This window comes from Sphingomonas sp. UYAg733 (assembly GCF_054057355.1).
Window position 1 is genome coordinate 15,767 of record NZ_JBSRZE010000009.1, and the last position, 26,913, is coordinate 42,679.

General features: G+C 64.4%; 28 protein-coding genes and 2 tRNA genes. 5 read left to right on the plus strand and 25 right to left on the minus strand.

Features of this window, described 5'->3' with window-relative positions; translation table 11 throughout:
- Positions 1–41: 41 nt before the first annotated feature.
- From ACVWZA_RS14985 to ACVWZA_RS14995, 3 genes are read left to right on the plus strand one after another with little or no spacing between them, the layout of a single operon-like run.
- Positions 42–314 carry an acyl carrier protein gene (locus tag ACVWZA_RS14985; protein WP_457312061.1) on the plus strand — a complete coding sequence of 91 codons (273 nt, stop codon included), beginning with the start codon at positions 42–44 and terminating at the stop codon, positions 312–314.
- Between the two features lie 10 nt (positions 315–324).
- Positions 325–1,029 (plus strand): hypothetical protein, encoded by a 705-nt coding sequence (locus ACVWZA_RS14990; RefSeq protein ID WP_457312062.1) that lies wholly within the window; start codon positions 325–327, stop codon positions 1,027–1,029.
- Positions 1,017–1,808 carry a hydrolase 1, exosortase A system-associated gene (locus ACVWZA_RS14995; RefSeq protein WP_457312063.1) on the plus strand — a complete coding sequence of 264 codons (792 nt, stop codon included), beginning with the start codon at positions 1,017–1,019 and terminating at the stop codon, positions 1,806–1,808. The genes ACVWZA_RS14990 and ACVWZA_RS14995 overlap by 13 nt, the downstream gene beginning before the upstream one ends.
- Before the next feature lie 22 nt (positions 1,809–1,830).
- On the opposite strand, the gene trxB is transcribed toward ACVWZA_RS14995, so the two are convergent.
- Positions 1,831–2,796 (minus strand): thioredoxin-disulfide reductase, encoded by a 966-nt coding sequence (gene trxB / locus ACVWZA_RS15000; RefSeq protein ID WP_457312064.1) that lies wholly within the window; start codon positions 2,794–2,796, stop codon positions 1,831–1,833.
- A 170-nt stretch (positions 2,797–2,966) separates the two neighbouring features.
- On the opposite strand from trxB, the gene ACVWZA_RS15005 reads away from it, so the two are divergent.
- Positions 2,967–3,596, plus strand: a complete 630-nt coding sequence (locus ACVWZA_RS15005; protein ID WP_457312178.1) for a peptidylprolyl isomerase — start codon at positions 2,967–2,969, stop codon at positions 3,594–3,596.
- Between the two features lie 24 nt (positions 3,597–3,620).
- Here ACVWZA_RS15005 and ACVWZA_RS15010 read toward each other — a convergent pair.
- The 4 genes from ACVWZA_RS15010 to ACVWZA_RS15025 all read right to left on the minus strand — a co-directional run bounded on the left by ACVWZA_RS15010 (position 3,621) and on the right by ACVWZA_RS15025 (position 7,064).
- A tRNA-Met gene (locus ACVWZA_RS15010) sits at positions 3,621–3,697 on the minus strand.
- A gap of 54 nt (positions 3,698–3,751) precedes the next feature.
- Positions 3,752–4,297, minus strand: a complete 546-nt coding sequence (locus ACVWZA_RS15015) for a 2'-5' RNA ligase family protein (protein WP_457312065.1) — start codon at positions 4,295–4,297, stop codon at positions 3,752–3,754.
- Between the two features lie 146 nt (positions 4,298–4,443).
- Positions 4,444–6,333, minus strand: a complete 1,890-nt coding sequence (locus tag ACVWZA_RS15020; protein WP_457312179.1) for a potassium transporter Kup — start codon at positions 6,331–6,333, stop codon at positions 4,444–4,446.
- A gap of 251 nt (positions 6,334–6,584) precedes the next feature.
- The gene (locus ACVWZA_RS15025; protein ID WP_457312066.1) at positions 6,585–7,064 is read right to left on the minus strand and encodes an Lrp/AsnC family transcriptional regulator; all 480 of its coding nucleotides are present in this window, start codon (positions 7,062–7,064) and stop codon (positions 6,585–6,587) included.
- Between the two features lie 133 nt (positions 7,065–7,197).
- On the opposite strand from ACVWZA_RS15025, the gene ald reads away from it, so the two are divergent.
- A complete protein-coding gene (ald, locus tag ACVWZA_RS15030) occupies positions 7,198–8,304 on the plus strand; it encodes an alanine dehydrogenase (protein ID WP_457312067.1) in 1,107 nt (368 codons plus the stop codon).
- Between the two features lie 606 nt (positions 8,305–8,910).
- Here ald and ACVWZA_RS15035 read toward each other — a convergent pair.
- The 20 genes from ACVWZA_RS15035 to ACVWZA_RS15130 all read right to left on the minus strand — a co-directional run bounded on the left by ACVWZA_RS15035 (position 8,911) and on the right by ACVWZA_RS15130 (position 26,829).
- Positions 8,911–9,588 carry a tetratricopeptide repeat protein gene (locus ACVWZA_RS15035; RefSeq protein WP_457312068.1) on the minus strand — a complete coding sequence of 226 codons (678 nt, stop codon included), beginning with the start codon at positions 9,586–9,588 and terminating at the stop codon, positions 8,911–8,913.
- Positions 9,549–10,031, minus strand: coding sequence for a cytochrome c-type biogenesis protein (locus ACVWZA_RS15040; protein ID WP_457312069.1), 483 nt, complete (start codon positions 10,029–10,031; stop codon positions 9,549–9,551). Before ACVWZA_RS15040 ends, ACVWZA_RS15035 begins: the two co-directional genes overlap by 40 nt.
- 77 nt (positions 10,032–10,108) lie before the next feature.
- A complete protein-coding gene (locus tag ACVWZA_RS15045) occupies positions 10,109–10,636 on the minus strand; it encodes a redoxin family protein (protein WP_457312070.1) in 528 nt (175 codons plus the stop codon).
- Positions 10,637–10,646: 10 nt separating this feature from the next.
- Positions 10,647–12,569, minus strand: a complete 1,923-nt coding sequence (locus ACVWZA_RS15050; protein ID WP_457312071.1) for a heme lyase CcmF/NrfE family subunit — start codon at positions 12,567–12,569, stop codon at positions 10,647–10,649.
- 9 nt (positions 12,570–12,578) lie between these two features.
- Positions 12,579–13,025, minus strand: a complete 447-nt coding sequence (gene ccmE / locus ACVWZA_RS15055) for a cytochrome c maturation protein CcmE (RefSeq protein WP_457312072.1) — start codon at positions 13,023–13,025, stop codon at positions 12,579–12,581.
- 100 nt (positions 13,026–13,125) lie between these two features.
- On the minus strand, positions 13,126–13,851 hold the full coding sequence (ccmC, locus tag ACVWZA_RS15060) for a heme ABC transporter permease CcmC (protein ID WP_457312073.1): 726 nt from the start codon (positions 13,849–13,851) through the stop codon (positions 13,126–13,128).
- 92 nt (positions 13,852–13,943) lie between these two features.
- Entirely contained in the window at positions 13,944–14,996 is a 1,053-nt protein-coding gene (locus tag ACVWZA_RS15065; protein WP_457312074.1) for a Glu/Leu/Phe/Val family dehydrogenase, read from the minus strand.
- 20 nt (positions 14,997–15,016) lie between these two features.
- Positions 15,017–15,093, minus strand: a tRNA-His gene (locus ACVWZA_RS15070).
- 52 nt (positions 15,094–15,145) lie between these two features.
- Positions 15,146–15,865, minus strand: a complete 720-nt coding sequence (gspN, locus tag ACVWZA_RS15075) for a type II secretion system protein N (protein WP_457312075.1) — start codon at positions 15,863–15,865, stop codon at positions 15,146–15,148.
- A complete protein-coding gene (gspM, locus tag ACVWZA_RS15080; protein WP_457312076.1) occupies positions 15,862–16,341 on the minus strand; it encodes a type II secretion system protein GspM in 480 nt (159 codons plus the stop codon). Before gspM ends, gspN begins: the two co-directional genes overlap by 4 nt.
- Positions 16,338–17,432 (minus strand): type II secretion system protein GspL, encoded by a 1,095-nt coding sequence (gspL, locus tag ACVWZA_RS15085; RefSeq protein WP_457312077.1) that lies wholly within the window; start codon positions 17,430–17,432, stop codon positions 16,338–16,340. Before gspL ends, gspM begins: the two co-directional genes overlap by 4 nt.
- Entirely contained in the window at positions 17,429–18,421 is a 993-nt protein-coding gene (gspK, locus tag ACVWZA_RS15090) for a type II secretion system minor pseudopilin GspK (RefSeq protein WP_457312078.1), read from the minus strand. The genes gspL and gspK overlap by 4 nt, the downstream gene beginning before the upstream one ends.
- The gene (gene gspJ, locus ACVWZA_RS15095; protein WP_457312079.1) at positions 18,405–19,136 is read right to left on the minus strand and encodes a type II secretion system minor pseudopilin GspJ; all 732 of its coding nucleotides are present in this window, start codon (positions 19,134–19,136) and stop codon (positions 18,405–18,407) included. The genes gspK and gspJ overlap by 17 nt, the downstream gene beginning before the upstream one ends.
- Entirely contained in the window at positions 19,133–19,531 is a 399-nt protein-coding gene (gspI, locus tag ACVWZA_RS15100) for a type II secretion system minor pseudopilin GspI (protein WP_457312080.1), read from the minus strand. Before gspI ends, gspJ begins: the two co-directional genes overlap by 4 nt.
- On the minus strand, positions 19,524–20,012 hold the full coding sequence (locus tag ACVWZA_RS15105; RefSeq protein WP_457312081.1) for a GspH/FimT family pseudopilin: 489 nt from the start codon (positions 20,010–20,012) through the stop codon (positions 19,524–19,526). The genes gspI and ACVWZA_RS15105 overlap by 8 nt, the downstream gene beginning before the upstream one ends.
- 399 nt (positions 20,013–20,411) lie before the next feature.
- The gene (gspG, locus tag ACVWZA_RS15110; protein ID WP_457312082.1) at positions 20,412–20,963 is read right to left on the minus strand and encodes a type II secretion system major pseudopilin GspG; all 552 of its coding nucleotides are present in this window, start codon (positions 20,961–20,963) and stop codon (positions 20,412–20,414) included.
- Between the two features lie 8 nt (positions 20,964–20,971).
- Positions 20,972–22,198: a type II secretion system inner membrane protein GspF gene (gene gspF, locus ACVWZA_RS15115; RefSeq protein WP_457312083.1), complete on the minus strand. Its 1,227-nt coding sequence runs from the start codon at positions 22,196–22,198 to the stop codon at positions 20,972–20,974.
- The gene (locus ACVWZA_RS15120) at positions 22,191–23,783 is read right to left on the minus strand and encodes a GspE/PulE family protein (protein WP_457312180.1); all 1,593 of its coding nucleotides are present in this window, start codon (positions 23,781–23,783) and stop codon (positions 22,191–22,193) included. Before ACVWZA_RS15120 ends, gspF begins: the two co-directional genes overlap by 8 nt.
- Positions 23,783–25,999 carry a type II secretion system secretin GspD gene (gene gspD / locus ACVWZA_RS15125; protein ID WP_457312084.1) on the minus strand — a complete coding sequence of 739 codons (2,217 nt, stop codon included), beginning with the start codon at positions 25,997–25,999 and terminating at the stop codon, positions 23,783–23,785. The genes ACVWZA_RS15120 and gspD overlap by 1 nt, the downstream gene beginning before the upstream one ends.
- Positions 25,996–26,829, minus strand: coding sequence for a type II secretion system protein N (locus ACVWZA_RS15130; protein ID WP_457312085.1), 834 nt, complete (start codon positions 26,827–26,829; stop codon positions 25,996–25,998). Before ACVWZA_RS15130 ends, gspD begins: the two co-directional genes overlap by 4 nt.
- Positions 26,830–26,913 lie beyond the last annotated feature (84 nt).

A 26,913-nucleotide genomic window follows, 5' to 3' on the forward strand; every position in this document is an offset into this window, starting at 1 on the left:
TCTAACGGCGGCTCCATCACAGGGGAAAACAAGGGTCCGCAGTGCTTCCTGATGACACCAACCAGATCGAAGCGACTGTCCGCGCAGTCTTGCGTGACGTACTCGGCCTAAGTGACGAGCGCGTGAACGCCTTTCGCAGCGAAACGCCATTGTTCGGCGCGCTGCCTGAACTCGATTCGATGGCCGTTGCCGGCCTGCTCACGGAGATCGAGGAACGGCTCGGGATCCTGATCGAGGATGACGAGGTCGATGGCGAAATGCTCGAGACGTTCGGTGCGCTGGTCCGCTTCGCCACAGCCAAGGCCCAAAGATGAGTATCAGCGGGTGATCGACCATTACGACTGGTCCGGCGGACGTGAGGCAATGGTTCGCTTCGGCCCCGCGACCGGTCCGGTAGTGATCGCGGCGATGCCGTTGTTCGAGGAAGCGAACCGCACCCGCGCCTTCATGGTCGCGATCCTGCGCGGCCTGGCGGAGCGCGGCATCGCCGGTGCCCTGCCCGATCTTCCCGGAAGCGGCGAGAGTCTCATCGAGACTGAACAACTATCCCTGACCGACTGGCATGAAGCATTTTCATCCGCTGCAGCAAAGCTGCGCGATCATGGCCCGGTCCATGGCATCGCGGTGCGCGGCGGCACGTTGCTCGATGATAAGGCCGATCTTTCCAGTCGATGGCACTTCGCACCCGCGACCGGTGCGGCGCTGGTCCGCGAGATGCTCCGCACCCGCCTCGCCGCCGCCAGACAGGATGGCGAAGCTTTCGATGCAGCGGCGATAAGCGCGCCTGGCCCACCGGTGGAACTCGCCGGCAATTTGATCAGCCGCGATTTTCTCGCCGATCTCGATCGCGCCGTGCCGTCGATCATCGGCCCGCTGCGCTCGCTGCGCCTGCAGACCGACCCGCAACCAGCCGATATGAAAATAGCAGGAGCGCCACTATGGCGCCGCGCCGAACCCGACAACGATGCAGTGCTGGCAACGATGCTGGCGGACGATATCGCCGCCTGGATCAAGACATGCGCCGCATAGTCTCCTTCCCCTGTGCCGGCGAGACGCTGATGGGCACCCTCGACGAAGCGCCGGGGACGACGGGGTTGCTCATCGTATCCGGCGGCAACGAGATCCGTATCGGCGCGCACCGCGGCATGGCGTCGCTCGCCAAATCCCTCGCCAGCGCGGGGACGCCGGTCTTTCGTTATGACCGACGCGGCATCGGCGACTCCACCGGGGAGAATGGCGGTTTTGCAGAGTCGGCTGACGACATCAAAGCGGCCGCCATAGCGTTTCGAGCGGCTGCCCCACACCTTACCCGCCTCGCCGCCTTCGGCAATTGCGACGCCGCGACGTCACTCGCGCTGTTCCATCGCGGTGCCGAGATCGAGCCGCTGATTCTGGCCAACCCCTGGGTGATCGAGGACGGCACCGACGACGAGCTGCCCCCAGCCGCGGCGATCCGCGCGCGCTATGCCGAACGGCTGCGCGATCCTTCGACCTGGCTAAGGCTGATTCGCGGTGGCGTTAATTTACGAAAACTATTCAAAGGCCTGATGAAGGCTTCGAAGACCAGCAATCAAGATTCCGATAGCCTGGCCGCGCGGGTCCGGGCGGCGCTTAGCGGTCATACCGATAGCGTCACCTTCGTTCTGGCCAGGCAGGATGCGACTGCCATCGCCTTTGCCGATGCCTGTCGTCAAAGCGGCTGGGCACCGCAGAGCCATGTCATCGATACCGGGTCGCACAGCTTCGCGCGGGCCAGAGACGCGGCTGAGCTCGAAGCAGTCATTCGCGCGGCAATCGGTCGGCCCTGAGCGCACGATAGCCCCGCAACCGTTACTCAGCCGCTTCGGCGACCTCGAACTCTGCCGTTGCCAGGAACCGCTCGGCATCCAGCGCGGCCATGCAGCCCGTGCCCGCAGCGGTCACCGCCTGGCGGTAGATCTTGTCCATGACATCACCGCAGGCGAATACGCCGGGCACGCTGGTTCGCGTAGTACCGGTCTCGACGGCAATATAGCCGTCCGAATCGAGCGCGAGATGGCCACGGAAAAGCTCGGTCGCCGGATGATGTCCGATCGCGACGAACCCGCCATCGACATCGACGCGTGAAACCTCGCCGGTCACCGTGTCGCGCAGCTCGATGCCGACCAGGCCTGATGTACCACCGCCATCGACGAAGCTGGCGACTTCCTTGTTCCACAGCACCTTGATGCCCTTGTGCGCGAACAGCCGGTCCTGCAGGATCTTCTCGGCACGAAAACTGTCGCGGCGATGGATCAGTGTCACGTCGGGCGAATGGTTGGTGAGGTACAGCGCCTCCTCGACTGCGGTATTGCCGCCGCCGATCACCGCGACGCGCTTGCCGCGGTAGAAGAAGCCGTCACAGGTGGCACAGGCGCTGACGCCCTTGCCCTTGAGCAATTCCTCGCTGTCGAGGCCGAGCCATTTGGCCTGTGCGCCGGTCGCGATGACCAGCACATCGCCTTCATAGACATCGCCGCCGTCACCGATCAGCCGGAACGGCCGCCGCGTCAGGTCGACCTCGACGATCGTGTCCCACATCAGCCGCGTGCCGACATGTTCGGCCTGGCCCTGCATCTGCTCCATCAGCCAGGGGCCCTGGATCACGTCGGCAAAGCCCGGGTAATTCTCGACATCGGTCGTGGTGGTCAGCTGACCACCCGGCTGGATGCCCTGCACGACGATCGGCGCCATGCCGGCGCGCGCGCCATAGATGGCGGCAGACAGGCCGGCCGGGCCGGAGCCGAGGATAAGCATCTTGGTCGTATGGGTGGTCATAAAGCGTCCGTTCTGGCGAAGCCGCGCTTCTAAGGCGCGCCCGCGTGCCAATGCAACATGGGAGGTGATGACACCTGTGGAAGGATATCGATTCTTCGCCCGCCCCTAGATGCGATTGGTCCCGATCCGGGCTATACGCCGTACCGAACCCCAAGCGGATGAGGATGCCGATGTTCTTCCGACCGATTCTGCTGACCCTGGCGCTGACCGCGTCCGGCGTACACGCGCAGACTATGCCCGCTCCTGTCCCCACGCCGCTGCCCATGTCGGCGCCTGCCACGGTGCGTGTTGCACTGGAAACCGATCAGGGCCGAATCGTCCTTGAGCTCGAAAAGGGGCGCGCGCCGATCACGACGGCCAATTTCCTGCGCTATGTCGATCAGAAGCGGCTCGACGGGATCGGCTTTTACCGCACGGTGAAGGTCGCGCCGAAGTTCGGCTTCGTTCAGTTCGGCGTGCAGAACGCGCCGAAGCGCGTGCTGCCGCCGATCAAGCATGAACCGACCACGCTGACCGGCCTCAAGCATCTGAGCGGCACGATCTCTACCGCGCGCTACGCGCCGGGCACGGCGAGTGGCGACTTCACCATCAGTGTCGGCGACCAGCCATCGCTCGATGCCGACCCGAGCCAGCCAGGCGACAATCTCGGCTATGCCGCGTTCGGCCATGTCGTCGAGGGAATGGACGTGATCGTGCGGGTGCTCGACGCACCCCCCTCGCTGACCGCCGGCGAAGGTGTGATGAAGGGGCAAATGCTGGTCCCACCGATCCTGATCCGGACCGCGCGACGCTTGCCCTGAGCGGGTTTGGAAAAGGCTCGCGAGTGGTAGCGGAGGAGGGACTTGAACCCCCGACCTCAGGATTATGATTCCCGCGCTCTAACCAGCTGAGCTACTCCGCCCCGAAGGGCCGCTAACTCGCGAGGCGCGGGCTATAGGAACGCCGGTCGGATCGGTCAAGCGAACATGTGACGCGACAGCGGCTCCCATGGTCCGCCGCGATACCACCAGCTGGCCAGACCGGCGATCGCGACGGTACGCGGGCGAAAATCCGGTTCCAGCATTGCCTGCAATGCCTTGGCTTCGGCCGGCGTGACTTTGTTCTGGACGGTCACATGCGGCCGCCAGCCGACCGCGTCCTGCGGCGTCAGCATAGCTGCGAACGCATCGGCCAGCCGATCGCGGATATCGGCGAGTTCGGGCGATTCGATACGGAATGCCAAGCCCTTGCCCAGCGACATCAATCCAGCGATTCGTGCCGCCGGCGCCGGCACGCCGCGCGTCTCGCTCGCCAGTCGCTGCTTGAGCTCCGCCTCGAGTGACGGACCAAGGTGGTGGAACATGGTCAGGTGTGCGTTGAGCTGGTTGCGCTCGGCGGGATAATGCGCAGCGCGCATGCCGTCGAAATAGGCCGCATCCTGCTTGCCGAACAGCGCCGTGACGATAATCGGCGCGCCTATGATTCGGACGGTGCCAGCCCGCTCCCCCACCCCGCCGCCCATTCAGGATACGCCGTGGGTGGCAGAGTGGGGGAGCGGGCGGAGCAGCCCAAGGTTCCGACGATGCGAAGCATCGTAGGAAAGAATGCGGAGGGTGGCACCGCCTGCAAAATTCGCTTTTCCGCGAATTTTCAAAGCAACGGCTTCGCTCAAATCTCGACCTGGCTGCCCAGTTCGACAACGCGGTTGGTCGGCAGGCGGAAGAATTCCATCGCGCTTTCAGCATTGCGCAGCATCCAGGCGAATAATTTCTCGCGCCACAGCATCATCCCAGGCCGCGACGCGGCGATCAGCGTTTGGCGCGATAGGAAAAAACTGGTGTCCATCATGCGGAATTCGGCACCACATTGCGTGATCCTGGCGAGTGCTGCGGGCACGTCCGGCTCCTGCATGAAGCCGTATTTCAACACCATGCGATGGAACCCCTGATCCAGATCCTCAAGATAACAGCGGCCGTCATCGGGATAATAGGGCTCATCCATAATCTTCACGGTGAGCAGGATGATCCGCTCGTGCAGCACCTTGTTGTGCTTCAAATTATGCAGCAGCGCGTGGGGCACGCCCTCCGGCGTCGAGGTCATGAACACCGCAGTACCGGGCACGCGGGTCGCCGATGTCGCGGCGGAGTGGATGAAGATCTTGATCGGCATCGCGCCCTCGCGCATCCGTTCGATCATCAGCTTCCGCCCCTTCGCCCAGGTGGTCAGGAAGGTGAAGATGATCAAGCCGACGAGTAGCGGGAACCAGCCGCCGTCCGGCACCTTGGTGAGGTTGGCCGCCAAATAGGCGCCGTCGACCAGGAACAACACTGCCAGCAGCGGGATCGCGTAATATCTGGGCCAGTTCCACAGTCGGAACAACACCACGCCGAGGAGGCAGGTGTCGATCATCATCGCCCCGGTGACCGCGATGCCATAAGCAGAAGTCAGGTTCGCCGAGGAGCGGAATGCCAGCACCAGCAGCAGGACCATCGCCATCAGCAGCCAGTTGACCAGCGGGATATAGATCTGGCCGACGGTCGAGGCACTGGTATGCTCGATGCGCAGGCGCGGGATGAATCCGAGCTGAATCGCCTGTTGCGTGACGGAAAAGGCACCGGTGATCACTGCCTGGCTGGCGATCACCGCGGCCATCGTCGCGAGCAGAACAAGCGGCAACTGCAGATAATCGGGGGCGAGAAGATAGAACGGACTTTCCAGCGCAGGCGTGCCGTCGCGCATCAGCATCGCCCCCTGCCCCATATAATTCATGATCAGCGCAGGGAGGACGAAGAACAGCCACGACACGCGGATCGGGTTGCGGCCGAAATGCCCCATATCAGCGTACAGCGCCTCGGCGCCGGTCACCGCAAGCACGACCGAACCCAGCGCCAGAAAAGCGCGGACTGGATCGTAGAGAATGAATTCCACCGCATAATGGGGCGAGAAAGCCCACAGGATATCGGGCGTCTTCACAATGCTCATCACGCCAAGCGCCGCGATGACCGCGAAATAGAGCAGCATGACGGGACCGAAGAACAGGCCGATCTTCGACGTGCCGCTGCGCTGGATCGAAAACAGGGCGATCAGGATGACCACCGCGATCGGCAGCACCAGGCCACTCAGGCCTGGCGCGGCGATCGCCAGCCCCTCGACCGCGCCGAGCACGGTCACGGCCGGTGTGATCATGCTGTCGCCATAGAACAAAGCCGTCGCGAACACGCCGAGCAGTACGATGCCGGCCGACCAGCGCCTCGTCTTGGTCTTGCCCGACACCAGAGCGAGCAACGCCAGGCTGCCACCCTCGCCCTTATTGTCGGCGCGCATGATGATGCTGACATACTTCACCGTCACGACCAGCATCATCGACCAGAACATCAGGCTGACCACACCCATCACGTGTAATTGGTCGACGGTCAGCGGATGGTGGCCGGCAAAAGTCTCGCGAAAAGCATAAAGTGGGCTGGTGCCGATATCGCCAAACACAACGCCGATCGCGCCGAGCGACAATTTGACGATGCCGTCCGGTCCGTGACCGTGATGCGACACGGAGTCGCCAATGTCGGCGCCCGGTTCTGCGACGATTTCAGGGGTTCCGGCGGTCACCGGGGCAGCAATCTGATAGGAAATCGCATCAATCGCATCTTGGCCCAACGCTACCGACGCCTAGTCGGTTGCGTGGCGCGCCTATCATGCGTCGGTCATCGTCGCAACCGGGCCAGCGACTGCCCGCTCCACCCCCCGTTCGTTCTGAGCTTTTCGAAGCGGCCACTTGAGCAAACGGGTGAAGCGGATGAATATGACAGACCATATCACACCGCCCCTCCGGCAAACAACGCATCCGCCTCGCCTCGGGTGGGAACGGCGCGAAGTACGAAGCTGCTGCTGATCGTGTTGACGCCAGGCAGCCGGCCGAGATGTTCCCGATGCATGCGTTCATAATCGTCGAGGTCGCGACAGATGATCTTCAGTCGATAATCCTGTGCGCCTGACACCAGCGCACATTCGACGATGCCGTCGATCGCCGCTACCGCGCCTTCGAACTGTGCGAGATCCTCCTCCACCTGGGTGCCGAGCGTGATATCGACCAGCGCGGTCACGCAAAACCCAAGTCGGCGATGCCCGAGATGCGCGCCATAGCCGAGAATATGGCCCGACGCCTCTAGCGCTTGGATGCGCCGGGTGCACGCCGATTGCGACAATCCGACCTGCGCCGCAATGCCGCTGACCGACGCCCGCGCGTCGGCGGCGAGCAATTGGAGAATTGCCGAGTCTATCCGATTAATTTGCATGATTTCCGTTCACAGCATCACCCAGTACGCATATTTATGCAAACTCATACCTAATTGCCACAACAGTTTGCAGAGATTCGGGGACGAGAACGCGCTATTATATGCCCACCATAACTCTACAGGGGTTTTCGTCATGCGCGTCGGTGTTCCCAAGGAAATCAAGAATCACGAATATCGCGTCGGCTTGACACCGCCATCGGTCGTCGAACTGGTCGCACTCGGCCACAGTGTCGCGGTGCAGACCGGGGCCGGTCTCGGCATCGACTTCGAGGATCAGGATTATATCGACGCCGGTGCGACGATCCTGCCCGACGCCGCCAGCGTATTTGCCCAGTCTGATATGATCGTGAAGGTCAAGGAGCCGCAGCCGAGCGAGATCGCGCTACTCGAATCGCGCCACCTGCTCTTCACCTATCTCCACCTCGCCGCCGACAAGCCGCAGGCGGAGGGGCTGATCAAGTCGGGCGCGACCTGCATCGCGTATGAGACGGTCACCGCCAACGACCGCTCATTGCCCCTGCTCAAACCGATGTCGGAGGTTGCCGGCCGCATGTCGATCCAGGTCGGCGCGCATTATCTCGAAAAGGAACAGGGCGGTCGCGGCGTGCTGCTCGGCGGCGTGCCCGGCGTGGCCCCTGCGAAGGTCGCGATCCTTGGCGGCGGCGTCTCCGGCGTCAACGCGGCGCAGATGGCGGTCGGCATGCGTGCCGATGTGACGATCTACGACATCTCCAACGCGCGCCTGGCCGAACTCGACATGTTCTTTTCGAGCCAGATCAAGACGGCCTACGCGTCCAAAGCGGCGATCGCTTCGGCAGTGAAGAATGCGCATCTTGTGATCGGCGCGGTGCTGGTTCCCGGTGCAGCGGCGCCGAAGCTGGTCACGCGTGAGATGCTCAAAGCGATGAAGCGCGGTTCTGTACTGGTCGATATCGCGATCGATCAGGGCGGCTGCTTCGAAACCAGCCATGCGACGACGCACGACGACCCGGTGTTCGAAATCGACGGCGTGATCCATTATTGCGTCGCCAACATGCCCGGCGCGGTCGCGCGCACCAGCACTTTCGCGCTCAACAATGCGACCCTGCCCTTCGTGCTGAAGCTGGCAAGCCTTGGCGCGGAAAAGGCGATGACCGCTGATCCGCACCTCGCCAATGGGTTGAATGTGTCGAACGGCAAGATCCGCCACCAGGCCGTGGCCGACGCGCTCGACCTGCCGTTCGAGGCATGGAGCGCATAACATCCTCTGCCTGGCCCGGGCTCCCGCCTGTATGGGAGCCCGGGAACCAGAGAAGCTGCTCGCACGTCTGAAGTAACGAGCGCTACGTCAAGCGCACGCTTTTTCTGCCCTGTCAGGGCCACTCCTGCGGCCGGATTATATGCCTGTTTTGAACAGCTTGTCGGCCCCGGTCCTGTTATTGAAAAACAGGACGGAACAGGAGCGATAACAGGAGCCGTTTCGATCGAAACAGGAGCTTGCACCCGAAGCTTCGCGGCCATGAGAAAGAACGGAACATATGCGCCGGTATATGTCCGGTGAGCGATGACATGCCCGATCACCTGTGATGGTTGAATCTTATCGATGACTGGATTGCGGGGACGGACTGAAAGGACGGGCGAGAGAGATATGGAACACCGGTATGTTCCACTTCTTTTTCGCCAAAGCCTCAGCGAGAACATCGCGTAATTTCGTTATATATTAGATATTTGATACGAATCCGTGAAGCCGATACTCCGCTTGCCACGGGCGCCAGGCTGGCGCCGGTCGTCATCGTCGCACTGGCGGTCATTCACTGGAAAAGCCTCTGATTCAGTCTGGATGCCGCCTTGCCCAGTCGCCGCCCGGTTAGCGCGGTGCGGCCTGATCCGCGTCCGCCAACAGCCGGTCGAGCAAGGCCACCCGGTAGGCCAGTTCCGGCCGGTAGGAGATTTTTTCCGGCGTCAGAGCCAGAGCTCGCGCCCAATAAGGCCGCGCCTGTGCGAAATTACCCTCGCGGATATAGGCGAGCCCGGCAAAAAAAGGCGGCCCGGGATTTTTCGGGCCGAGCCGCGCCGCCTGGGTAAAGGCGAACAGCGCCGTGGGCGATACCTGTCCGCCATCATGCAGCGCCATAGTCGTGCCAAGGCCGGTCCAAAGCGCGAGGCTGTCGGGGTAACGGTGCAATCCGCCCAGGATGGCGCGTATGGCGCTCTCGGTATCCCCCACTCGGGTCAGGCCATCGGCGGCGGTAAGATAAGCCGTATCGGCACGCAGTCGCCCAACCATTGCTTCGCGCAGCGCGATCAGTGCCGGATCCACGTCGATCGGCTTCGCATTCGCCTCGACCGGCGCGCCCGCCAGCAGCGGCCGGCCCTGCAACGCATAACCCGCCGCACCAAGCACCAGTGCCGAACCGATGAACGACCAGAGTTCACGTGACACGCCAAGCCGCCACAACAGCAGCGCCGCAGCCCCGGTGATCGCGGCAAGGACGCCCCAGCCCATCAGCCGCGCCGCCGCTTGAACGCACCGCGCGCCAGCCATCCGCCAATCGCCAGCAACAGCAGCGGCATCAGCCATAACGGCGCGGTCACGATGCTGAATGGCGGATCATAGGTCACATAGTCGCCATAGCGCGCGATCAGCCATTTACGCACCTGTTCCGGCCTCTCGCCATCGGCGATCCGCCGCCGAACCAGCGAGCGCATATCGCCGGCCATTTCGGCATCGCTGTCGGAGATCGCCTGGCCCTGGCACACAAGACAGCGCAATGTCGCCATCAACGCGCGGGCCTGCGCCTCCTTGGCCGGATCCTTGAGCTGGGTATTGGCGAGCGAGGCTGCGGGCTGAGCGCTGTCGGCGAGTGCCGGTGTGGCGGCCAGGAGCGACAACGCCGCCAATGCCGCCACTCCAGACCTCTTGCGCGCTTCCCCGGCGGAGGCCGGGGCCCAGTCGGGAGACGCGCGTAACAAGGCGCTGCGCGTCATTACATCCGGCAACGCGACTGGGCCCCGGCCTCCGCCGAGGGAGCCAGTCAGATATATGTTCGAGAAGCGAGAGCCGGTCACCGCGCCGCCTGCAATGCCGCGAGGATTTCGGGAATATCGTCGGCGCGGATATCACCGACATGCTGCTTCACCACGCGCCCGTGCCCGTCGATCACGAACGTCTCCGGTACCCCCGACGAACCGAGCGCCAGCTGCACCGAACTCTCACGGTCATCACCGATGCGCTGATAGGGATCGCCGTTGCGTTTCAGGAACGCCTGGATCGCCGGCGCCGAATCGCGGATCGCGATCGCGTCGATCGGCACACCCATCTGCTTGAGCTTCATCAGCTGCGGCGCTTCGGCGATGCACGGCACGCACCAACTCGCGAACACGTTGAGCAATCGCGGTTGGCCCTGCTGGAACACCGCGCTGCCCAGGCCGGGCTTGTCCGGTACCATCGCACCGAGCGAAAAGGTCGGCAGCGGCTTGCCGATCAGCGCCGATCGCACGGTGCGGTCGGCGGGGCGAATCAGTCCGCTTGCGACCACCGCGAACAGCAGCGCGAACGCGATCAGCGGCAACCAGATCACGGCGCGTTTCATATTGGGCGCTTCATGCGTAAGCCTCCCGCAGCATGATTTTGCGTTCGCGCCGGACCCGGCCGAACAACGACAAGGCGCCGCCCAGCGCGATCAGCGCGCCACCCAGCCAGATCAGCGTGACGAATGGCTTCCACCACAGCCGGAGTTGCCAGCGCCCTTGTCCATCGGGTGCGCCAAGCACGGTGTAGAGCTGACCGTCGAGCCGCGTCGCGATGGCCGATTCGCTCGTCACCGTCGGCGGTGACGAGAAAAAGCGCGATTGCGGATGGAGCGTGAACGCCGTGCCCTCACCACGCCTGACCGTCAGTTGCGCTTGCAGCGCCGACCAGTTCGACCCGATCACCGGACTGATCCCGTCGAGAACCACAATATAGGGTCCAACCTTGTTCGGCTCCCCCACTCGCGCGGCGACCAAAGTCTCCTTGGTAAAGGCGCTGTCCGACGCCATGCCGGCGAGGCTGACCGCGATGCCGAGATGGGCGACCACCATGCCCCAGGTGAACAAGGGCGTGCGGCGCAAATTGCGCTTCCACAGCGGCGCGACGCTCGCCACGGCCAGTCCCGCCGCAAGCCCGATCCCGAGCATGGGCAGGATCACGATTCCGCCGGTGACGATGAAAAGCGCCGCCCAGGCGAAGCAGGCGGCGGCGATCGGTGCTGTCATCCGCGATAGCAGGATACTGCCCTCGTCGCGACGCCAGCGCATCAACGGCCCCGTACCCATAAAGGCGACGAGGATCAGTGCGACCGGGCCGGCGGTTTTGTCGAAGAAAGGCGGCCCGACCGACAATTGCGTGCCCATCGCCGCCGCCACGATCGGATAGAGCGTGCCAATCAGCACAATGCCGAGGATCACCGAGAGCAGCAGATTGTTGAGCACAAGCGCGCCTTCGCGGCTGACCAGTTCGAAGGCATTCCCCTGACGCACCGTGCCGACCCGCGCGCCGAACAAGGCGAGCGCACCGCCGATATAGATGGCGAGCAAGGCAAGGATGAAACTGCCGCGTCCGGGATCGACGGCGAAGGCATGGACGCTGGTCAGAATGCCGGAGCGGACCAGGAAGGTACCGACCATCGACATCGAGAAAGCCACCACCGCCAGCATGATCGTCCAGGCCCTGAGCCCGTCGCGGGTCGCCAGCACGCTGACCGAATGGAGCAGAGCCGTTGCGGCCAGCCACGGCATCAACGAGGCGTTCTCGACCGGGTCCCAGAACCACCAGCCGCCCCAGCCAAGCTCATAATAGGCCCAATAGGAGCCAGCGGTGATGCCGAGCGTCAGGAAGATCCACGCCGCCAAAACCCACGGCCGCATCGCCCGCGCAAAGGCCGGCCCGACATCGCGCGTGACCAGCGCCCCGACCGCAAAGGAAAAGGCCACCGATATGCCGACATAACCAATGTACAGCGTCGGCGGATGGAACGCCAAGCCGGGATCCTGCAATAGTGGATTGAGCCCGGCGCCATCGGGCGCGGCAGGAGCCAGCCTTGCGAATGGATTTGAGGAAAAGAGCAGAAACGCATAAAAACCAAGGGCGATTGCCGCCTGGGCGCCGAGCGTCGCGATTAAAGTCGATTTCTGCAGCCGATCCTCAAAGATCGCGATCGCGCCGCCCGCCAGCCCCAGGATAGTGACCCAGAGCAGCATCGACCCCTCATGGTTTCCCCATGCGCCGGCGAACTTGTAGAGCAGCGGCTTGGCCGAGTGACTGTTCTCCGCGACCAGCAGGACCGACATGTCGGACCGAACGAACACCGCGATGAGCAGCCCCATCGCCAATGTCGTCAACAGGCCCTGCACGATCGCCACCGGGCGAACGGCGGCCATGATGTCGTCGCGCGCCTTGGCGATTCCGACCGCTGCCAGGATCAGCTGCAGCGCCGCAAGCGCGGCGGCCAACCACAGAGCGGCGAGTCCCCCTTCAGCGATCATGGCGAGCCATCATTGCTCAAGGGTCTTCGTCTCGTGCATGTTGCCCTCACGAGTCCGCGCAACCTGCGGTGGCATGTAGCGTTCGTCATGTTTGGCGAGCAGGTTGCTTGCGATGAAGCTGCCATCGGCGTTAAAATTGCCCTCCGCGACCACACCCGATGCTTCCTTGAACAGGTCGGGAGTGATGCCGCTGAAGCTGACCGGCACCCGCGCCGCGCCATCCGTGACGACGAAGTCGATCGACACGCCGTCCGGCTTGCGCTTGATCGACCCCTTCTCGACCATGCCGCCAAGTCGCACCGCACGACCGAGCGGCGGCCCGGCCTTGGCGACATCCGACGGCGCGTAGAAAAAGGCGGCTTGGTCCTTCAGCGCCGACAGCGCGAGGCCACTCGCCCCGGCGGTAGCGATGACCGCGAGCAGCGCGAGCGTCAGCCGTTGATGTTTCGCCTTCATGGTCTTTCCGCCTTGCGCATCGCGCGCCAGCTAAACGCCGCAAGCGCTGCGGCCGCGACGAAGGTCAGCGTGTAGGCGGCAATGACGAAGGGCCAGGGGTTCATGCCGTCGCCATCCGGCGCAGCCGCGCCTCGGCCTTGGCGATGGCGAGCATGGCGCGCATCCGCATCAGCACGATTGCGGCGAAGAACAGCGTGAAGCCGAATAGCATGATCGGCAGCGGCCAGAGGATGCTACCGGCGATCTTCGAACTCGTCAGGCCGATGCTCTGTCCCTGATGCAGCGTGTTCCACCACACCACCGAATAACGGATGATCGGCAGCAACACCGTCCCCGCGACACCATAGAGCGCCGGAATGCGTCCATCGCCGCCACGGTCGGCATCGGCGCGCGCCAGCGCCATATATCCAAGATAGACGAAGAACAGCAGCAGCATCGAGGTCAGCCGGCCATCCCATTGCCACCACGTCCCCCAGGTCGGTCGGCCCCAGATCGATCCAGTGATCAGGCACAGCCCGGCGAATACCGCGCCCGGCATGGCGATCGCGCGCGCCGCGACACTGGCAAGCGGATGGCGCCAGACGAGAAAGGTGATGCTCGACACCGCGATCCCGCTCCACCCGGCCATGCCGAGCCAGGCGCTTGGCACATGGATGTAGAGGATGCGGACCGTCTCGCCCTGCAGGTAATCGGGTGGCGTCTGAGTAAGCCCCGCCCAGCTACCGATCGCGATCAGCGCAAGCCCGACCCAGAACAGCACGGGCGTCAACGGACGCGCAAGCTTCAGGAAGCGAGCGGGATTGGCAAAGGCATGAAGGGAGGCCACGATGGCTCGCGGTCTAAAGGGGATCGGGGCGTTACTCAACAGGCCGAAAGAGCCAGTATCGCGGCACCGTCGGATCGATCACCCCCGCCCGATCATCCCCGCCCGATCAGCCGCTTGGCGATCATGTCCGCCACGTCCGACGCCGGCGCTCCGCTACGGTCGCTCTCATCCCACACTTCGATCAGCCGTTCCGGGATCCTGGCGATACGCGCATTGACCTCGGCCTCGTCGCCCTGGCCGAGATATTCGAGCCCGACATTGATGATGCCGCCAGCGTTGATCACGTAATCGGGCGCGTAGAGGACGCCCCGCGAGGCCAGTCGCGCACCATCTTCGCGCGTGGCGAGCTGGTTGTTTGCACCGCCCGCGATCACCGTCGCCTTGAGCGCCGCGATCGATGCCTCGGTCAGGATCGCGCCGAGTGCATTTGGGCTGACGATATCGGCCTGGATGCCGAGAATGGCATCGGTCGCCACGACCTCCGCGCCCAGCTCGGCCGCCAGCGCCTTGGCACGGTCGGTGTTGACGTCCGCCAGGGTCAGGCGAGCACCGTCCCTGGTGAGCAGCCTGGCCAGACCACCACCAACACTGCCGACGCCCTGGATCGCCACATGCACGTCTTTCAACGAATCGACGCCGAGTCCGCGCTTGACCGCCGCCTTGACGCCGAGATAGACGCCGTGCGCGGTATACGGCCCGGGGTCGCCGCCGGCGCTGCCCGCCGCGACCGGCAGGCCGGACACGTGGCGCGTCATCGTCGCGATCGTCTTCATGCTCGCTTCGGACATACCGACATCCTCGGCCGTCACATAGCGCCCGCCGAGCGAATCGACCGCGCGGCCGAACGCCTCGAGCTGCGCGACGGTGATCGTGTCGCCGGGCCTCGCCGCCAACACCACGCCTTTACCGCCACCCATCGGCAGGCCGGCCATGGCGTTCTTGAAGCTCATGCCGCGCGACAGGCGCAGCGCGTCGGTGATCGCCCGGTCGCTGTCGGCGTAATGCCAGAAGCGCACTCCGCCTGCCGCAGGCCCGAGTGCGGTCGAATGGACCGCGATCACCGCCTGCAGGCCGGAGCTCGCATCGGTGAAAAGGTGAACGCCCTCATGCTCGTCGAAGTCGGAGAAGCCCCAGCCGCTGGTCATTTCTGCTCTCGGAAAAAGAATGGGGCGACCGACGGGACTTGAACCCGCAACATCCGGCATCACAAGCCGACGCTCTAACCAATTGAACTACGATCGCCGCAGAGCCAGCGCCCCTAGCGGGCCAGACGGGCCAGCGTCAAGATTTGCGTTCAGAACTTCCCCTCAATCGCCAGCGTGTAACCATTGGCGCCGGGCTGAAAACCGCTCAAAACCAGCCGCGGCACGGCGGCAGTATCGGTCGGTTGCACCGACAGTTCGGCGCGAAAACGCCCCGTCGCCCAAAGCCGCAGAGCGGCCGTTTCAGTCCCGGCCTGGCTCGCCAGTGGCAACAGCAGCGCGCCCGAATCGCATCGCGCGGTGCCGGTCAGCCCCTGCGTCAGCGCGATTCCAGCCAGATCGCCGGTGAGGTTCGCGCGGACACGCCCCTCGGCGTGCTGGCAGGTTCCATCCTGGAAACGGACGCTGACATCGTCAAGGTCGATGGCCGACACCGGGACCGGGGCAAAGACATTGCCCGCCGCCAGGCTTGCGGTCATATCGTCGAGCCCAAAACTGTGCCGGCTGACCCCGATCGCGCCGTGTAGCGGCTTCGTGCTCTCGCGACCATCGAGCGTCACGCGGGCGCGACCGACGAGTAGCTGTACCGGCGAAAGGCGGGCGCGCAGATCGCCCAGTTGGAGATCGCCGAATCGGGTATTGCTCATCGATCCCCACCAGACGCTGCCACTGACGGCGCGCGCGGTCAGGCCGGTTTCGCCAAGACCGAACCAGCCGAGCACGAGGCGCATCGGCATGAAGACGATCAATGCGATGACGAATGCCGCGCCGAACATCGCGGTCGGACCGGTGGTCAGGCGGATGCGCCTCATATCCCGCGCGCCTTCAATGTCATGTCCGCGGCGACCGTCTGGTCGCCATTGTTGGTGATGTTGAGCGAATCGACCAGGATACCCGCCGCCTCGAGGTCGGTAATCCAGCCGAGCAGCGCACCCGGTTTCGCGGTCCCGATAGTAATCTGAACCCGGTCCGCCGCCTGAACGGTAACGTTGGCGAGCGGGAAGCCCGCCTCGTTCGCGCGCTCGCGGATGATCGCGTCGAGCGGCGCGGCAAGCGGCACGGGGCGATTCCGTTGCAAGTCCTTCAGCGCATCGAGCCGCGCCTCGGTCTCGGCGACGCGGATGACCGCACTGGCATGACGTTCGCGCGCCGACGAAAGCGCGTCTGTCACCGGCAGGATGATGCCAACCCAGATCAAGGTCAGCACGGCAAGCGCGACCATGCCGATCAGTAGCCGCTTTTCGCGTAGCGAGCGATCTGCGAACCAAGTGTTGAAGGCTGGGATCATCGTGGCGACACCGTGAGTTGTCCCGATACCCGGCCATTGGCCGATTCGAATATCGGGGACGGCACGGTGAAGCCCTGCGCCTCGATCCGAGTCTTGACGTCGGTCGCCGCAGCTTCGCGGTCGGCGGTGATGGTCGCGCGTGCGTCGCCATTGGCGTCGAACGCCAGCGCGGTCAGTTCCGCGCCCGGCACCGACCGCACCGCCGATGCGACCGCGGCGGCGGTGCGGCTGAAACCGAGCCCGCCGCCGCGCAGCCGCGACAGCCGCTCGTCGAGTTGGCGATCCGCATTATTGACCGTCTCGCCACGCGGCAGTCCCTGACGCGCGAGCGTGTCCGCACGCTGTTCGAGCGCGTCGGCGGCAATGCCGTATTTCATGATCGAGACGAGCGTTATGAACAAAGTTACGGTCAGGATCGCGACCGACAGCCAGCCAAGCCGGCGGACCAGCGCCCAATCGATCGCGAACTTGCGTCGCCGTGCGAACATGCCCTGACGCAGGTCGAGCGCGGGCGACCCGACCGCCGCGACGATCGCCGCCTCCAACTCGTCGCGCCCGAGGGTCGTCGGTGCGGTGCCACCGGTGACCAATTCGGTCAGCCGAGCCTCATCGGCAAATCCGCTGGTGGTACCGCGCACCACGCCTTCGCCGCCCAAATCCGCACGGACATACCCTTCTTCCGGACGGGGCAGCAGCATCGGCGCGGGCAGCACCATTGCCGGGTCCACGCCGTTCGCCGCCAGGGCCGCAAGCCAATGATGCATTTGCGACACCGACACGACGCCAATCGGTCGTTCGGCTTGATCGTCCTCGCGCCCCACCGCGACATGCAGGTCGGCGATCGGTGATGCGCTTGCATCGGCCGCGAGCATCCGCGCCGCCGTCACGGACTGGGCAACGGAGCGGTCGGGCAATTCGGCCCAATGAAGCGTCACGGCATCGGCCGGTACGATCGCCACCGGCGGGGGCGCATCTGGATCGACGCTGTCGGGGAACCCCTCGCCGCGCGAACTGACCACATCGTCGGCGATGCGCAGCCAGCGCCACGGCGTGTTGGCGGCGGGCAGGAACAGGACCAGCGTATCGTTCATGACCGCTCGCCCCAGTGCCGCGACACCAGCCGCGCAGGCAGCCTGGTCGCATCGATCGTCGATTGTTGTTCCAACTCCGCCCCACCCAAGGTCACATCCACGTCGAGTGCGAACCAATGCGTTGTAACGCCGGTTTGAGCAACCGCATCCGTCGCCTGCGTTATCCCGGATAGAGCCGGCAGCTGCCAGAATGCGTTCGTGCTCTCATAACCTTGTGGTGGGCGCTTCAACAGCATTTGCCGTGCGGCCTCGACGGTGAGCGTGTCGGGCAGGAGCATGGCGAAGAGCGGTGCCTGTTCCGGGAGCAATGTGTTGACGTTGATGACCGACGGCGCGGCAATCGGCAACGTACACAGCCAGGGGCGGACCTTTGTGTAGATTTCGGGCGTGACGCCCGTCACCGCGCGCAATTCACTCGGGTCGGCCATCAATGTGTTGGCGGTGCGATAAGGCGTCGCCGCGCCGAGATAGGTCGCATCCTCCGCGCCGGCGGGCAGCGCGTTGGTGTCGCTGTCGATCCAGTCGGATGCGGCGTCACCGATCGGGGTGGCAACCTGTACCGGCACGCCCACCAGCCGCATCAGCCGCACGAATTGAATGCGCGCCGGGGTATAGGCGGCGTAGATGCTCGGTTCGGTCTCGACAACGAGGCCATTGAGATTGAAGCAATTGCCGCCGTCCTGCACGCGCGCCGTCGCCAGACCGCCGGGCACCGGCAGCGGAAACGGCTTGCCGCTCCATCCGCCCGCCAGCGTCACCCGCGCCGCGTCCCGTCCGAGCAGGTCGCTGACCTTGGTCAACGCCAGCGTCTCGGCCGCATAGGCGAAAGCACGCGCCTGTTCGGTCGCCGCCGCATTGCCCGAGAGCCGGCTCGCCAATCGCAACTTCTCCAGCGCGGTCGCCGCGAGCACGGCGATCACCGCGACCAGCAACAGCACGGTCAGCAGCGCCGCACCGCGTTCTTTGGGTAAATCAGCCGATCGCACCATCGGCCCCCTTTACCTTGGGCGCATAGCCGGCGCCGACCAGGAACAGCTGGCGGAATTCGATGCCGTTAGCGCGCACAAGCCGCATTTCCAGCACCTGCGGCAGCGGCGACCTGGCGCTTCCCTGCCAGGTGTCGCTCCACGCACCATCAATGCGATAGCGGAGCCCAACCTCACGCACATCGGTCAGCAGGACCGATGGCGTCAGCGGCTCCGCGCCGTCGAGCATGGGATAAGCGATCCGCTCCATATTGCCATTGTTTAGGCGGTATTCGACCTTTTGCTCGCCCGCGCGGCGCGCCTGGTCGAGATTGCTCCACCCGCCGCGCACGAGCCGCAGCATCGGGCTCGATCCAGACCCCGATTCGCCGGTGAAGGCCGGCAGGACATCACCCGCTTCGTTGCGCGTGGTGCGAAACGATGCTTGCGCCAGATCGGCCGACAATGACGATGACAGCCGGTTAAGCGCGCCGACATCATCCAGCTTCGCCCCTGTCGTGCCCTGAGCGCGGACGCTGAACGACAGCAATGCGGCGCCCGCCGCCGACAACATGCCGAAGATCAGCAGCGAGATCATCATCTCGATCAGCGTGAAGCCGTGTTCGGTGGAACGTCGCCGGAACGTGAAGCCGTGTTCGGCGGAACGTCGCCGGAACGTGAAGCCGTGTTCGGCGGAACGTCGCAAAGACATGAAGGCGCGTTGGCTGGAACGGGTCATGATGTCGACGCCGACACCGGCAGGGTTGCCGGCCGTACCACGGTCAGCCGCCCCTGCACCTGCCCGGCCGTATCCGCGACCGACACGTCGATCCGCAGGATCCGCGTGTCGCCGGTTGGCTGGACCATACGCGTCCAACCCCAGCTGCGCCCGCCATTCTGCTCGACGCCCTTCGCCTGCCCAATTGCCGGAGGCTGGGCGTCGCTAAGTGCCTCGATCGCGACATTGCGCGCGACCATTTGCGCCGTCAGGGTCGAATCGAGAATGCCGGCGCCGCGGATCGTCGCTCCTTCGAGGCGGATCAGGGCGAGTGCCGCCAGGCTAAACACGGCGAGCGCGACCATGATCTCGATCAGCGTGAAACCGTGTTCCGGGCCGCGGCGCAGATCAGCCATCGACCTTGACCGATCCATCGGTGCCGATTCGGACGACGGCGCTTTCGCCGTCGCGATTGAGCCGTACGTCGAGTGGGCGATCGGCGAGACCGGTCGAGTCGAAGACGATCCGATCGCGCTCACTGCTCAATGCAGGCGTCACGCCGTCGGCCCAACGCGATACGCGCAACGGCTTTTCGCTGATCGGCTGCCAGGCGCCACGACTGCGCATGTCGAAGCCATAGCCGGCACCGGCAATCCATATGCTCACAGGACGCGCGTCAACGATCGCGGAATCATGCGCGGCCCGGGCCCGCGCCGCGAAACGCTCGGCATCGTCGACCAGACGCCCACGCGGATCGGGCATCGCCAGGACGGCAACAGCCGAGGCTAGCCCGATGATCGTGATCACGATCATCAGCTCGACCAGCGTGAAGCCGTGTTCGGCGGACCGTTTAGGATGAGTTGGAGCATCGTGCGTCGCATCAGCGCCGGTCGCCACGACCTGCGCCCAATGCACGTCTGAATCGCGCTGATTCAATAGCCAACGGCACCCAATCGTCACGCCAAATTCCCGCAGCGTCGCGAATCGTCGCGGGAAAATGCATTTTCGGGCGGCCTGCGGGAATTCACGGGAAAGCTTACGGGAATTTCGGTGTCACGGCACGGGAATATTGCTGGCGCGTCGCGGGAAAAAAGTCGGCCTGTAGTCATAGTCTGCTCGCCCCTTTCCCTGATCGATTCAAGTCGATCGGCCGAGCTTTCGTCCGCGATGCTCAGCCTCCGCCCGGAAAGCAGGCATGACAAAGTCGGGGAGTCGCGTGAATCGCACCTAACAGGCAGTCGAAGGGTGCAGTGCCCCTCATCCCGCGCTCGATGCTCCAGCCCCGGCCTGTTCACGTCACTGCCAGCTGCCGATATCGGCGTCCGCGCCCTCGCCGCCGTCCTTGCCGTCTGCGCCAAGTGTCCAGATATCCGCCGTGCCGTGCGTGCCGGGCGACGCGTAAAGATAGGGTCGGCCCCAAGGGTCTTTGGGCAGCTTCTTGATAAATCCGCCCTTTTGATAGCGGGATGGATCCTGAAGGCCGGCCGGTGCGCTGACCAGTGCGGGAAGACCTTCCGACGTGCTTGGATAGATGGACATGTTGAGCTTGTAGAGCTCGAGTCCGCTTTCGATCGTGGCGATATCCGCTTTCGCCTTTTCCGACTTTGCGCGTTCGCCCTGCGGAATGACGTTGATCGCGACGATCGTCGCAAGCAAGCCGAGAATGACGATGACCACCATCAGTTCGACCAACGTGAAGCCGTGTTCGGCGGAACGCCTCACGGGCGTGAAGCCGTGTTCGGCGGAACGCCTCACGGGCGTGAAGCCGTGTTCGGTGGAACGCCTCACGGACTTGAAGCCCCCTTCGTGGCGACGCTTGCGGATGGTCTTTTTCGGATCGGTACGCATGGTCTTCCTCATTGTCCGGCCAACGTGTTGAGCTGCAGGATCGGCAGCAGGATCGATAGCACGATCGTCGCGACGATACCGCCCATGACGACGATGATCGCGGGTTCGAGCAGCGACAAAGCCGTGGCGGTGAAACGGTCCAATTCGCGTTCGAGATAATCGGCGGCGCGTTCCAGCATCTCGTCCAACTTACCGGCCGATTCACCCGACGCCGCCAGATACGTCAGCAGCGGAGGAAAGACGCCAGAACGGCGCATCGCCGCCGACAGGCTGCCACCGGCACGGATAGACTCGGCGATCTCGTCGGATGCCTGGCGCAGGCGGCGATTGTGGATCGTGCCGGCGGTGAGCGTGAGCCCGTCGAGCAAGGGTAAGCGGCTCGCGACCATCGTCGCGAGCGTGCGCGCCATGCGAGCGGCGTGAAGGTCGCGCAGCAGGCGACCGAGCAGCGGAATGCGCAGCAACCAGCCATCAAAGGCCAGTCGGATCGGCGGCTGTTTGAGCGCCTGCCACGCGATCAAGCCGACCAGCAAGGCGGCGAGCAGCATGACCCACCAATAGCCAACCAGAAATCCCGACAGCGCGATCACGATCCGCGTCAGCAGCGGCAATTGCTGGCCGACGGTGTCGAACTGCTCGACCACCTGCGGCACGACGAATGCCATCAGCGCGGTGACCACGCCCATCGCGACCACCGCCAACACGGTTGGATAGGCGAGCGTGGTGACGAGCTTTCCGTTGATCTCAGCCTGGCGTTCAAGGAGCACCGACAGCCGGTCGAGAATGATCGGCAGCGAGCCCGAGCGCTCGCCCGCCGCGACCATCGCGCGATAGAGCGGCGGGAAGCTCTTAGGCTCGCGTCCCATCGCCTCGGCGAGCCGCCTGCCCTCCATCACCCCGGCATGAACGCTGGACACGATCTCGCGGATCGATTCCTGCTCGGTCTGACGGGTGATGGTGCGGAGCGATTCCTCGAGCGGTGAGACCTGGTTAAGAGTCGCTAATTGTCGCGTAAAAAGCGTGAGTTGCTTCACGTTCATCTTGCGGCGCCCGAGGCGTAGTTCAGCCAATAAAGGCTTGCCGCGCGATGGTGCTCCCGACCCCGCCTCGATCTTCACGATATACATTCGCTTGCGATCGAGCGCGTCGCGCGCGTCGTCGATCGACGCGGCGGCAATGTGCCCGTGCTTCTCGCGACCGGCAGTGTCGATCACCAGATAATCGAAATCAGGCATCGGTGTCCGCATCGACCACGAGCGGCGCTTCGACGTCCGCCATGTCGCGCCGTGAGACGCGCACCGCTTCCTCCGGCGTGGTCAGGCCGTCGCGCACGAGTTGCCGCGCGGCTGAGCCAAGATTGGGCGAATTGACAAAAGCATGACGCGCAATGATCGCTTCGTCTCCGCCGTCGTTGATCAGACGGCGGATCGTCTCGTCGATGCGGATCGCCTCGAACACGCCGATCCGGCCCTTGAAGCCGGTATTGTTGCATTCCTCACAGCCGACCGGTTCATAAACGATCGCGCCGGGATCAAAGCCGAGGAGTGCCGACACCGAACCTTGCGCCTGCACCGGCCTGCGGCAATTCTGGCACAAGCGTCGTACCAGCCGCTGTGCGATAACGGCGCGCAGGGTCGAGGCGAGCAGGAACGGCTCGATCTTCATGTCGCGCATCCGCGTGATCGCGCCGACAGCATCGTTGGTATGAACCGTCGAGAGCACGAGATGCCCGGTCAGCGATGCCTGTACCGCGATTTCGGCCGTCTCCTTGTCGCGGATTTCGCCGACCATCACGACGTCCGGATCCTGACGCAGAATCGCGCGCAGACCGGCGGCGAAAGTCAGCCCGACCTTCGGATTGACCTGGGTCTGGCCGATACCATCCATGGCATATTCGACCGGATCCTCGACCGTCAGGATGTTACGGCTGCCATCGTTGAGCAGGCGAAGCGCGGCATAGAGCGTCGTGGTCTTGCCCGACCCCGTCGGACCGGTGACCAGGATGATGCCGTTGGGCTCCGAAATCGCGCCCTTCAACATGGTGTTGATCGCCGCGGTCATGCCGAGCACGTCGAGCGTGATCCCAGCATTCTCCTTGTCGAGAATACGCAGCACGACACGCTCACCGGCGCGACTCGGCAAGGTCGAGACGCGCACGTCGAGCAGCTTGCCGCCCAGCGTCAGCCCGATCCGCCCGTCCTGCGGCACGCGCCGCTCGGCAATGTCGAGCCGTGCCATGACCTTGACGCGGCTGACGATGACCGGGGCGACGTGCGGCGGCATGCGCAATGTCTCGCGCAACACGCCGTCGATGCGCATGCGCACGACCAGGCCGGTCTCGTATGGCTCGATATGGATGTCCGATACGCCATTGCGCGCCGCGTCGGCAATGATGCCGTTGATCAGGCGGATCGCTGGTGCATCGTCCGCGGTGTCGAGCAGATCGTCGGCGGTCGGCAGGTCGCCGGCGAGCATGTCGAGTTCGTCGCCCAGCCCGAGCGTCCCGGCAGCGACCGCCGCCGCCTGCCCATCCATCGCATAAGCATCGGACAGCCGGCGGTCGAAATCCTCAGGAGAAACGAAGCCGACATCGAATGGCCGGGCGAGATGGCGGCGCAGCTCGAGCAAGACGCGCGGATCGGAACCCTCGCGCATAGCGATCGCCAGATGGTCGCCATCGGAAGGCTCCAGCACGACACCGAAGCGGCGCGCGAAGGCATAGGGAATGCCGATCATCGCCGAGGGCGGAACGAAAGGTTCCGGCAACGCCGCCGGTGTTTCGCCTGCCTGATCGAGTTCATCGCCGCGTGCGATGTGCATCATCGATCTCCCTTTGGCTTCAGCGCCTTGGTCGAATTGCGCATCACCGGCACGCCAATCCGCAGGTCCTCGATATTGCCCGGCACCGGGGCGGAGGGGATCGGCGGCGCCGCGCCCATATAATCGCGCACCAATTGGTCGATGCTCGGCTCCTGATTGGGCGACTGCCCGGCCTGCTGCAGGCGGAGATAGCCGTAGCGCTGCTCGGTCACGCGACGCGTATCCTCCGGCGTGCGGAGGATGGTCGGGCGGATGAAGATCATCAAATTGGTCTTGGTGCGCTGCTTGGCCTTGGACCGGAACAGCGCGCCGATCCCTGGCAAATCGCCAAGCAGCGGCACCTTCTCGATCGTGCGGCGCTCATCGTCGCTGAGCAGGCCGCCAATGATCGCGATCTGGCCGTCATCGACAGTCAAGGTCGTTTCGACCTCGCGCTTGTTGAGGATCAGGTCGCTATTGTCACTCGACACGGGACCGGCGATCGAACTGACCTGCTGATGCAGGAACAGCTTTATCGTGCCGCTCGAATTGACCTGCGGACGGACCTCAAGCTGAATGCCGACATTCTCCCGTTGCACGGTGCGGAAGGCATTGTCGAAATTGGTCGACAGCGCCTGCCCTGTGGTAATCGGGATTTCCTGGCCGACCAGAATGCGCGCCGCCTGATTGTCCAGCGTGGTCAATGATGGTGCCTGAAGAAGGTTCGACGTGGTGTCGGATTTGACCGCATTGATGATCGTGCCGAAAATCGCGTTCTTGCCGATGTTGAACGCACCGCCGCCAAAGCCGCCGCTCGCACCAAGGATCGAGCTGAGCGCCGATTGGGCAAGCGAATCGCTGACCGCGCTGTTGGTCGATGTGGTGACAGTGCTGCCGTTGATCGTGGTCGTCGTGGTGTTGAGCTGACGCGCGCCGACCGCGCCGGCGATGGTCAACAGGCTCGGCGCCGAGTTGCTGTAGCTGGTGGCGAAAGTTGGAACACCGCTACCGGGCAGGCCGGCGAGCAGAAACTGCACGCCGAGTTTGCTCGCGGTCGCGTCGGACACTTCGGCGACGATCGCCTCGACCAGCACTTGTTCGCGCCTTGTGTCGAGTTGCCGCACGACTTCATTGAGCTGGCGCTGCACCTCGGCCGGCGCGGCGATAACGATCGCATTGGCGCCGGCGAAGCGCGTGATAACCGACGCGGTGCGCCCACCCTCGGCGACGATCGCGGCTTGCCCGTTACCACCATTCGCCATCGGCCCAGTCTGTTGCGATTGCGGGGGCTGTGCGGGGCTGTTGCTCTGATTATTCTGGCTGTTTGCCGCCGTGCCGCCGAAATTGGAACGCGACAGCGTGTTGGTGCCGCTCGACGACGGCTGGGTCGGTGTTTGCCCGACAAGCTGCTGCAGCACCGGCAAGAGCTGTTCGGCATCGGCGTTTTCAAGGAACACGACGCGGATCTCGGTGCCGTTCTTGGCACGCCGGTCAAGATCCTCGGCGACAGTCGCAAGCCGCGACACGGTCGCCGCATCGCCACGCAGGGCGATCGAATTGGAACTGGTGATCGCGACCACGGTGGCGCTCGGGCCGGTCGGGGCGCCCTGCCCGCCCTGCCCGCCGCCACCGATCAGCGATTGGAGCGCACTGGCAATTTCGCGCGCGCCGGCGTTCTTGAGCGCGACGACGCGGGTCGCGGCATTGTCGGTATCGACCTGGCGTAGCACCTCACGCACGCGGCGAACATTGTCGGCGAAATCGACCACGACGATCGAATTGCCACCGCGATTGGCGGTGACCGAGCCTTGCGGGCTGACCAGCGGCCGCACAGTCTCGACCGCGGAGGCAGAATCGATCGAGCGCAAGCGGATCACCTCGGTCACGAAGCTGTTGCGCGCCGCACCACGCAGGCCGACCCGGCTCGGCTGCGACGCGGCATTATCGGTCGGCTGGACGCGGAATGCGCCGTTCGAGGTCGGCACCGCGACCAGGCCGTTGGCGCGCAAGGTCGACAGGAAAACCTCGAAATATTCGGAGCGGCTGAGCGGTCGGTCGGTCACCACCGTCACCTTGCCCTGGACCCGGCTGTCGATGATGAAGGTCCGTCCAGTCACCTTGGCCGCATCGGCGATAAAGGCGCGGATGTCCGCATCGCGGACATTCAGCGTCGTCTGCGCAAGGATCGGACCGGCAAGAACGCAGGCGAGAACGGGTGCGAGAATCAGTTTTTTCATTGGCCCGCTATCGTGATGACGAGTGGAATAATGGTGTTGCCGCGTTCGACGGTCAGCGACAAATTGCCGCCCCCCGCCAATTGTCCGGCGACGCGTTCGATGTCACCCTGCCCGGTCACGGCACGACCGCCGATCGCGGTGACGATATCGCCGTCGCGCAGATTGGCGGTGCGGAACGCCGCGCCCGAGCCTTGCGAGCGGACGACGAGGCCGGTGACTCGGCCCGCATCGACGCGTGGGATGAAACCGATGTCCGACTGGACCTGCGCCAGGGTCGTGCCCTTGGGCACCGAACCAGCTGTCGGGAGCGGTGCGCCGCCCGGCGTATTCTCCGGCGCGACGGTCTGCACCGCGTCCGACTGATCGAGGAACAAATCCTCCACCGCGCCGCCACGATCGATCGTGACATGGTCGAAGGCGACCGCTTTCAGTTTCACGCCGGGCATGATCTCCGCGCCGACCGCGACGCTTTGCTGGACGCCGTCGGGGCCGGCGATGATCGCGGAACCGCCGCCAGCGGCTTCATCGATGCGCGTGCCGAACAGGGTGATCTGCAGCGAGGTCACGGTGGCCGGCTTGCCGTCGCCACCCGCGCTCAAGCGGAAGAATGGATCGAACCCACGCAGGATCGCAGCGGGCGAGCCGGACATGCCAGGTTCGGCCGGCCGCCAATTGCCAAGCGGGCCGACCGGCGTGACGATCACCCACAACAGCCGCGCGCACTGCACGGCAAGCACCGCGAGCAGCAACAGCTCGAGCGCCGAATAGATATTGGTACGCGGGAGCCGCCGAAGGATACGGCGCGCGCGCGCGTCGAGTTCGAGGCGCATTGATAGAATCCCCTAGGGTCGCGCAGGTGCTAGGCGGCCATTGTTACAGTCACACGGCACAAGTGTGAACCTTTTGCGAAAGCC

Coding starts and splice junctions, on each gene's coding strand:
- ACVWZA_RS14995 (WP_457312063.1), top strand. CDS start 1,017: ATGCGCCGCATAGTCTCCTTCCCCTGTGCCGGCGAGACGCTGATGGGC.
- trxB (WP_457312064.1), bottom strand. CDS start 2,796: ATGACCACCCATACGACCAAGATGCTTATCCTCGGCTCCGGCCCGGCC.
- ACVWZA_RS15005 (WP_457312178.1), top strand. CDS start 2,967: ATGTTCTTCCGACCGATTCTGCTGACCCTGGCGCTGACCGCGTCCGGC.
- ACVWZA_RS15015 (WP_457312065.1), bottom strand. CDS start 4,297: ATGGGCGGCGGGGTGGGGGAGCGGGCTGGCACCGTCCGAATCATAGGC.
- ACVWZA_RS15025 (WP_457312066.1), bottom strand. CDS start 7,064: ATGCAAATTAATCGGATAGACTCGGCAATTCTCCAATTGCTCGCCGCC.
- ald (WP_457312067.1), top strand. CDS start 7,198: ATGCGCGTCGGTGTTCCCAAGGAAATCAAGAATCACGAATATCGCGTC.
- ACVWZA_RS15035 (WP_457312068.1), bottom strand. CDS start 9,588: ATGGCTGGCGCGCGGTGCGTTCAAGCGGCGGCGCGGCTGATGGGCTGG.
- ACVWZA_RS15040 (WP_457312069.1), bottom strand. CDS start 10,031: ATGACGCGCAGCGCCTTGTTACGCGCGTCTCCCGACTGGGCCCCGGCC.
- ACVWZA_RS15045 (WP_457312070.1), bottom strand. CDS start 10,636: ATGAAACGCGCCGTGATCTGGTTGCCGCTGATCGCGTTCGCGCTGCTG.
- ACVWZA_RS15050 (WP_457312071.1), bottom strand. CDS start 12,569: ATGATCGCTGAAGGGGGACTCGCCGCTCTGTGGTTGGCCGCCGCGCTT.
- ccmE (WP_457312072.1), bottom strand. CDS start 13,025: ATGAAGGCGAAACATCAACGGCTGACGCTCGCGCTGCTCGCGGTCATC.
- ACVWZA_RS15065 (WP_457312074.1), bottom strand. CDS start 14,996: ATGACCAGCGGCTGGGGCTTCTCCGACTTCGACGAGCATGAGGGCGTT.
- gspN (WP_457312075.1), bottom strand. CDS start 15,865: ATGAGGCGCATCCGCCTGACCACCGGTCCGACCGCGATGTTCGGCGCG.
- gspM (WP_457312076.1), bottom strand. CDS start 16,341: ATGATCCCAGCCTTCAACACTTGGTTCGCAGATCGCTCGCTACGCGAA.
- gspL (WP_457312077.1), bottom strand. CDS start 17,432: ATGAACGATACGCTGGTCCTGTTCCTGCCCGCCGCCAACACGCCGTGG.
- gspK (WP_457312078.1), bottom strand. CDS start 18,421: ATGGTGCGATCGGCTGATTTACCCAAAGAACGCGGTGCGGCGCTGCTG.
- gspJ (WP_457312079.1), bottom strand. CDS start 19,136: ATGACCCGTTCCAGCCAACGCGCCTTCATGTCTTTGCGACGTTCCGCC.
- gspI (WP_457312080.1), bottom strand. CDS start 19,531: ATGGCTGATCTGCGCCGCGGCCCGGAACACGGTTTCACGCTGATCGAG.
- gspG (WP_457312082.1), bottom strand. CDS start 20,963: ATGCGTACCGATCCGAAAAAGACCATCCGCAAGCGTCGCCACGAAGGG.
- gspF (WP_457312083.1), bottom strand. CDS start 22,198: ATGCCTGATTTCGATTATCTGGTGATCGACACTGCCGGTCGCGAGAAG.
- ACVWZA_RS15120 (WP_457312180.1), bottom strand. CDS start 23,783: ATGCACATCGCACGCGGCGATGAACTCGATCAGGCAGGCGAAACACCG.
- gspD (WP_457312084.1), bottom strand. CDS start 25,999: ATGAAAAAACTGATTCTCGCACCCGTTCTCGCCTGCGTTCTTGCCGGT.
- ACVWZA_RS15130 (WP_457312085.1), bottom strand. CDS start 26,829: ATGCGCCTCGAACTCGACGCGCGCGCGCGCCGTATCCTTCGGCGGCTC.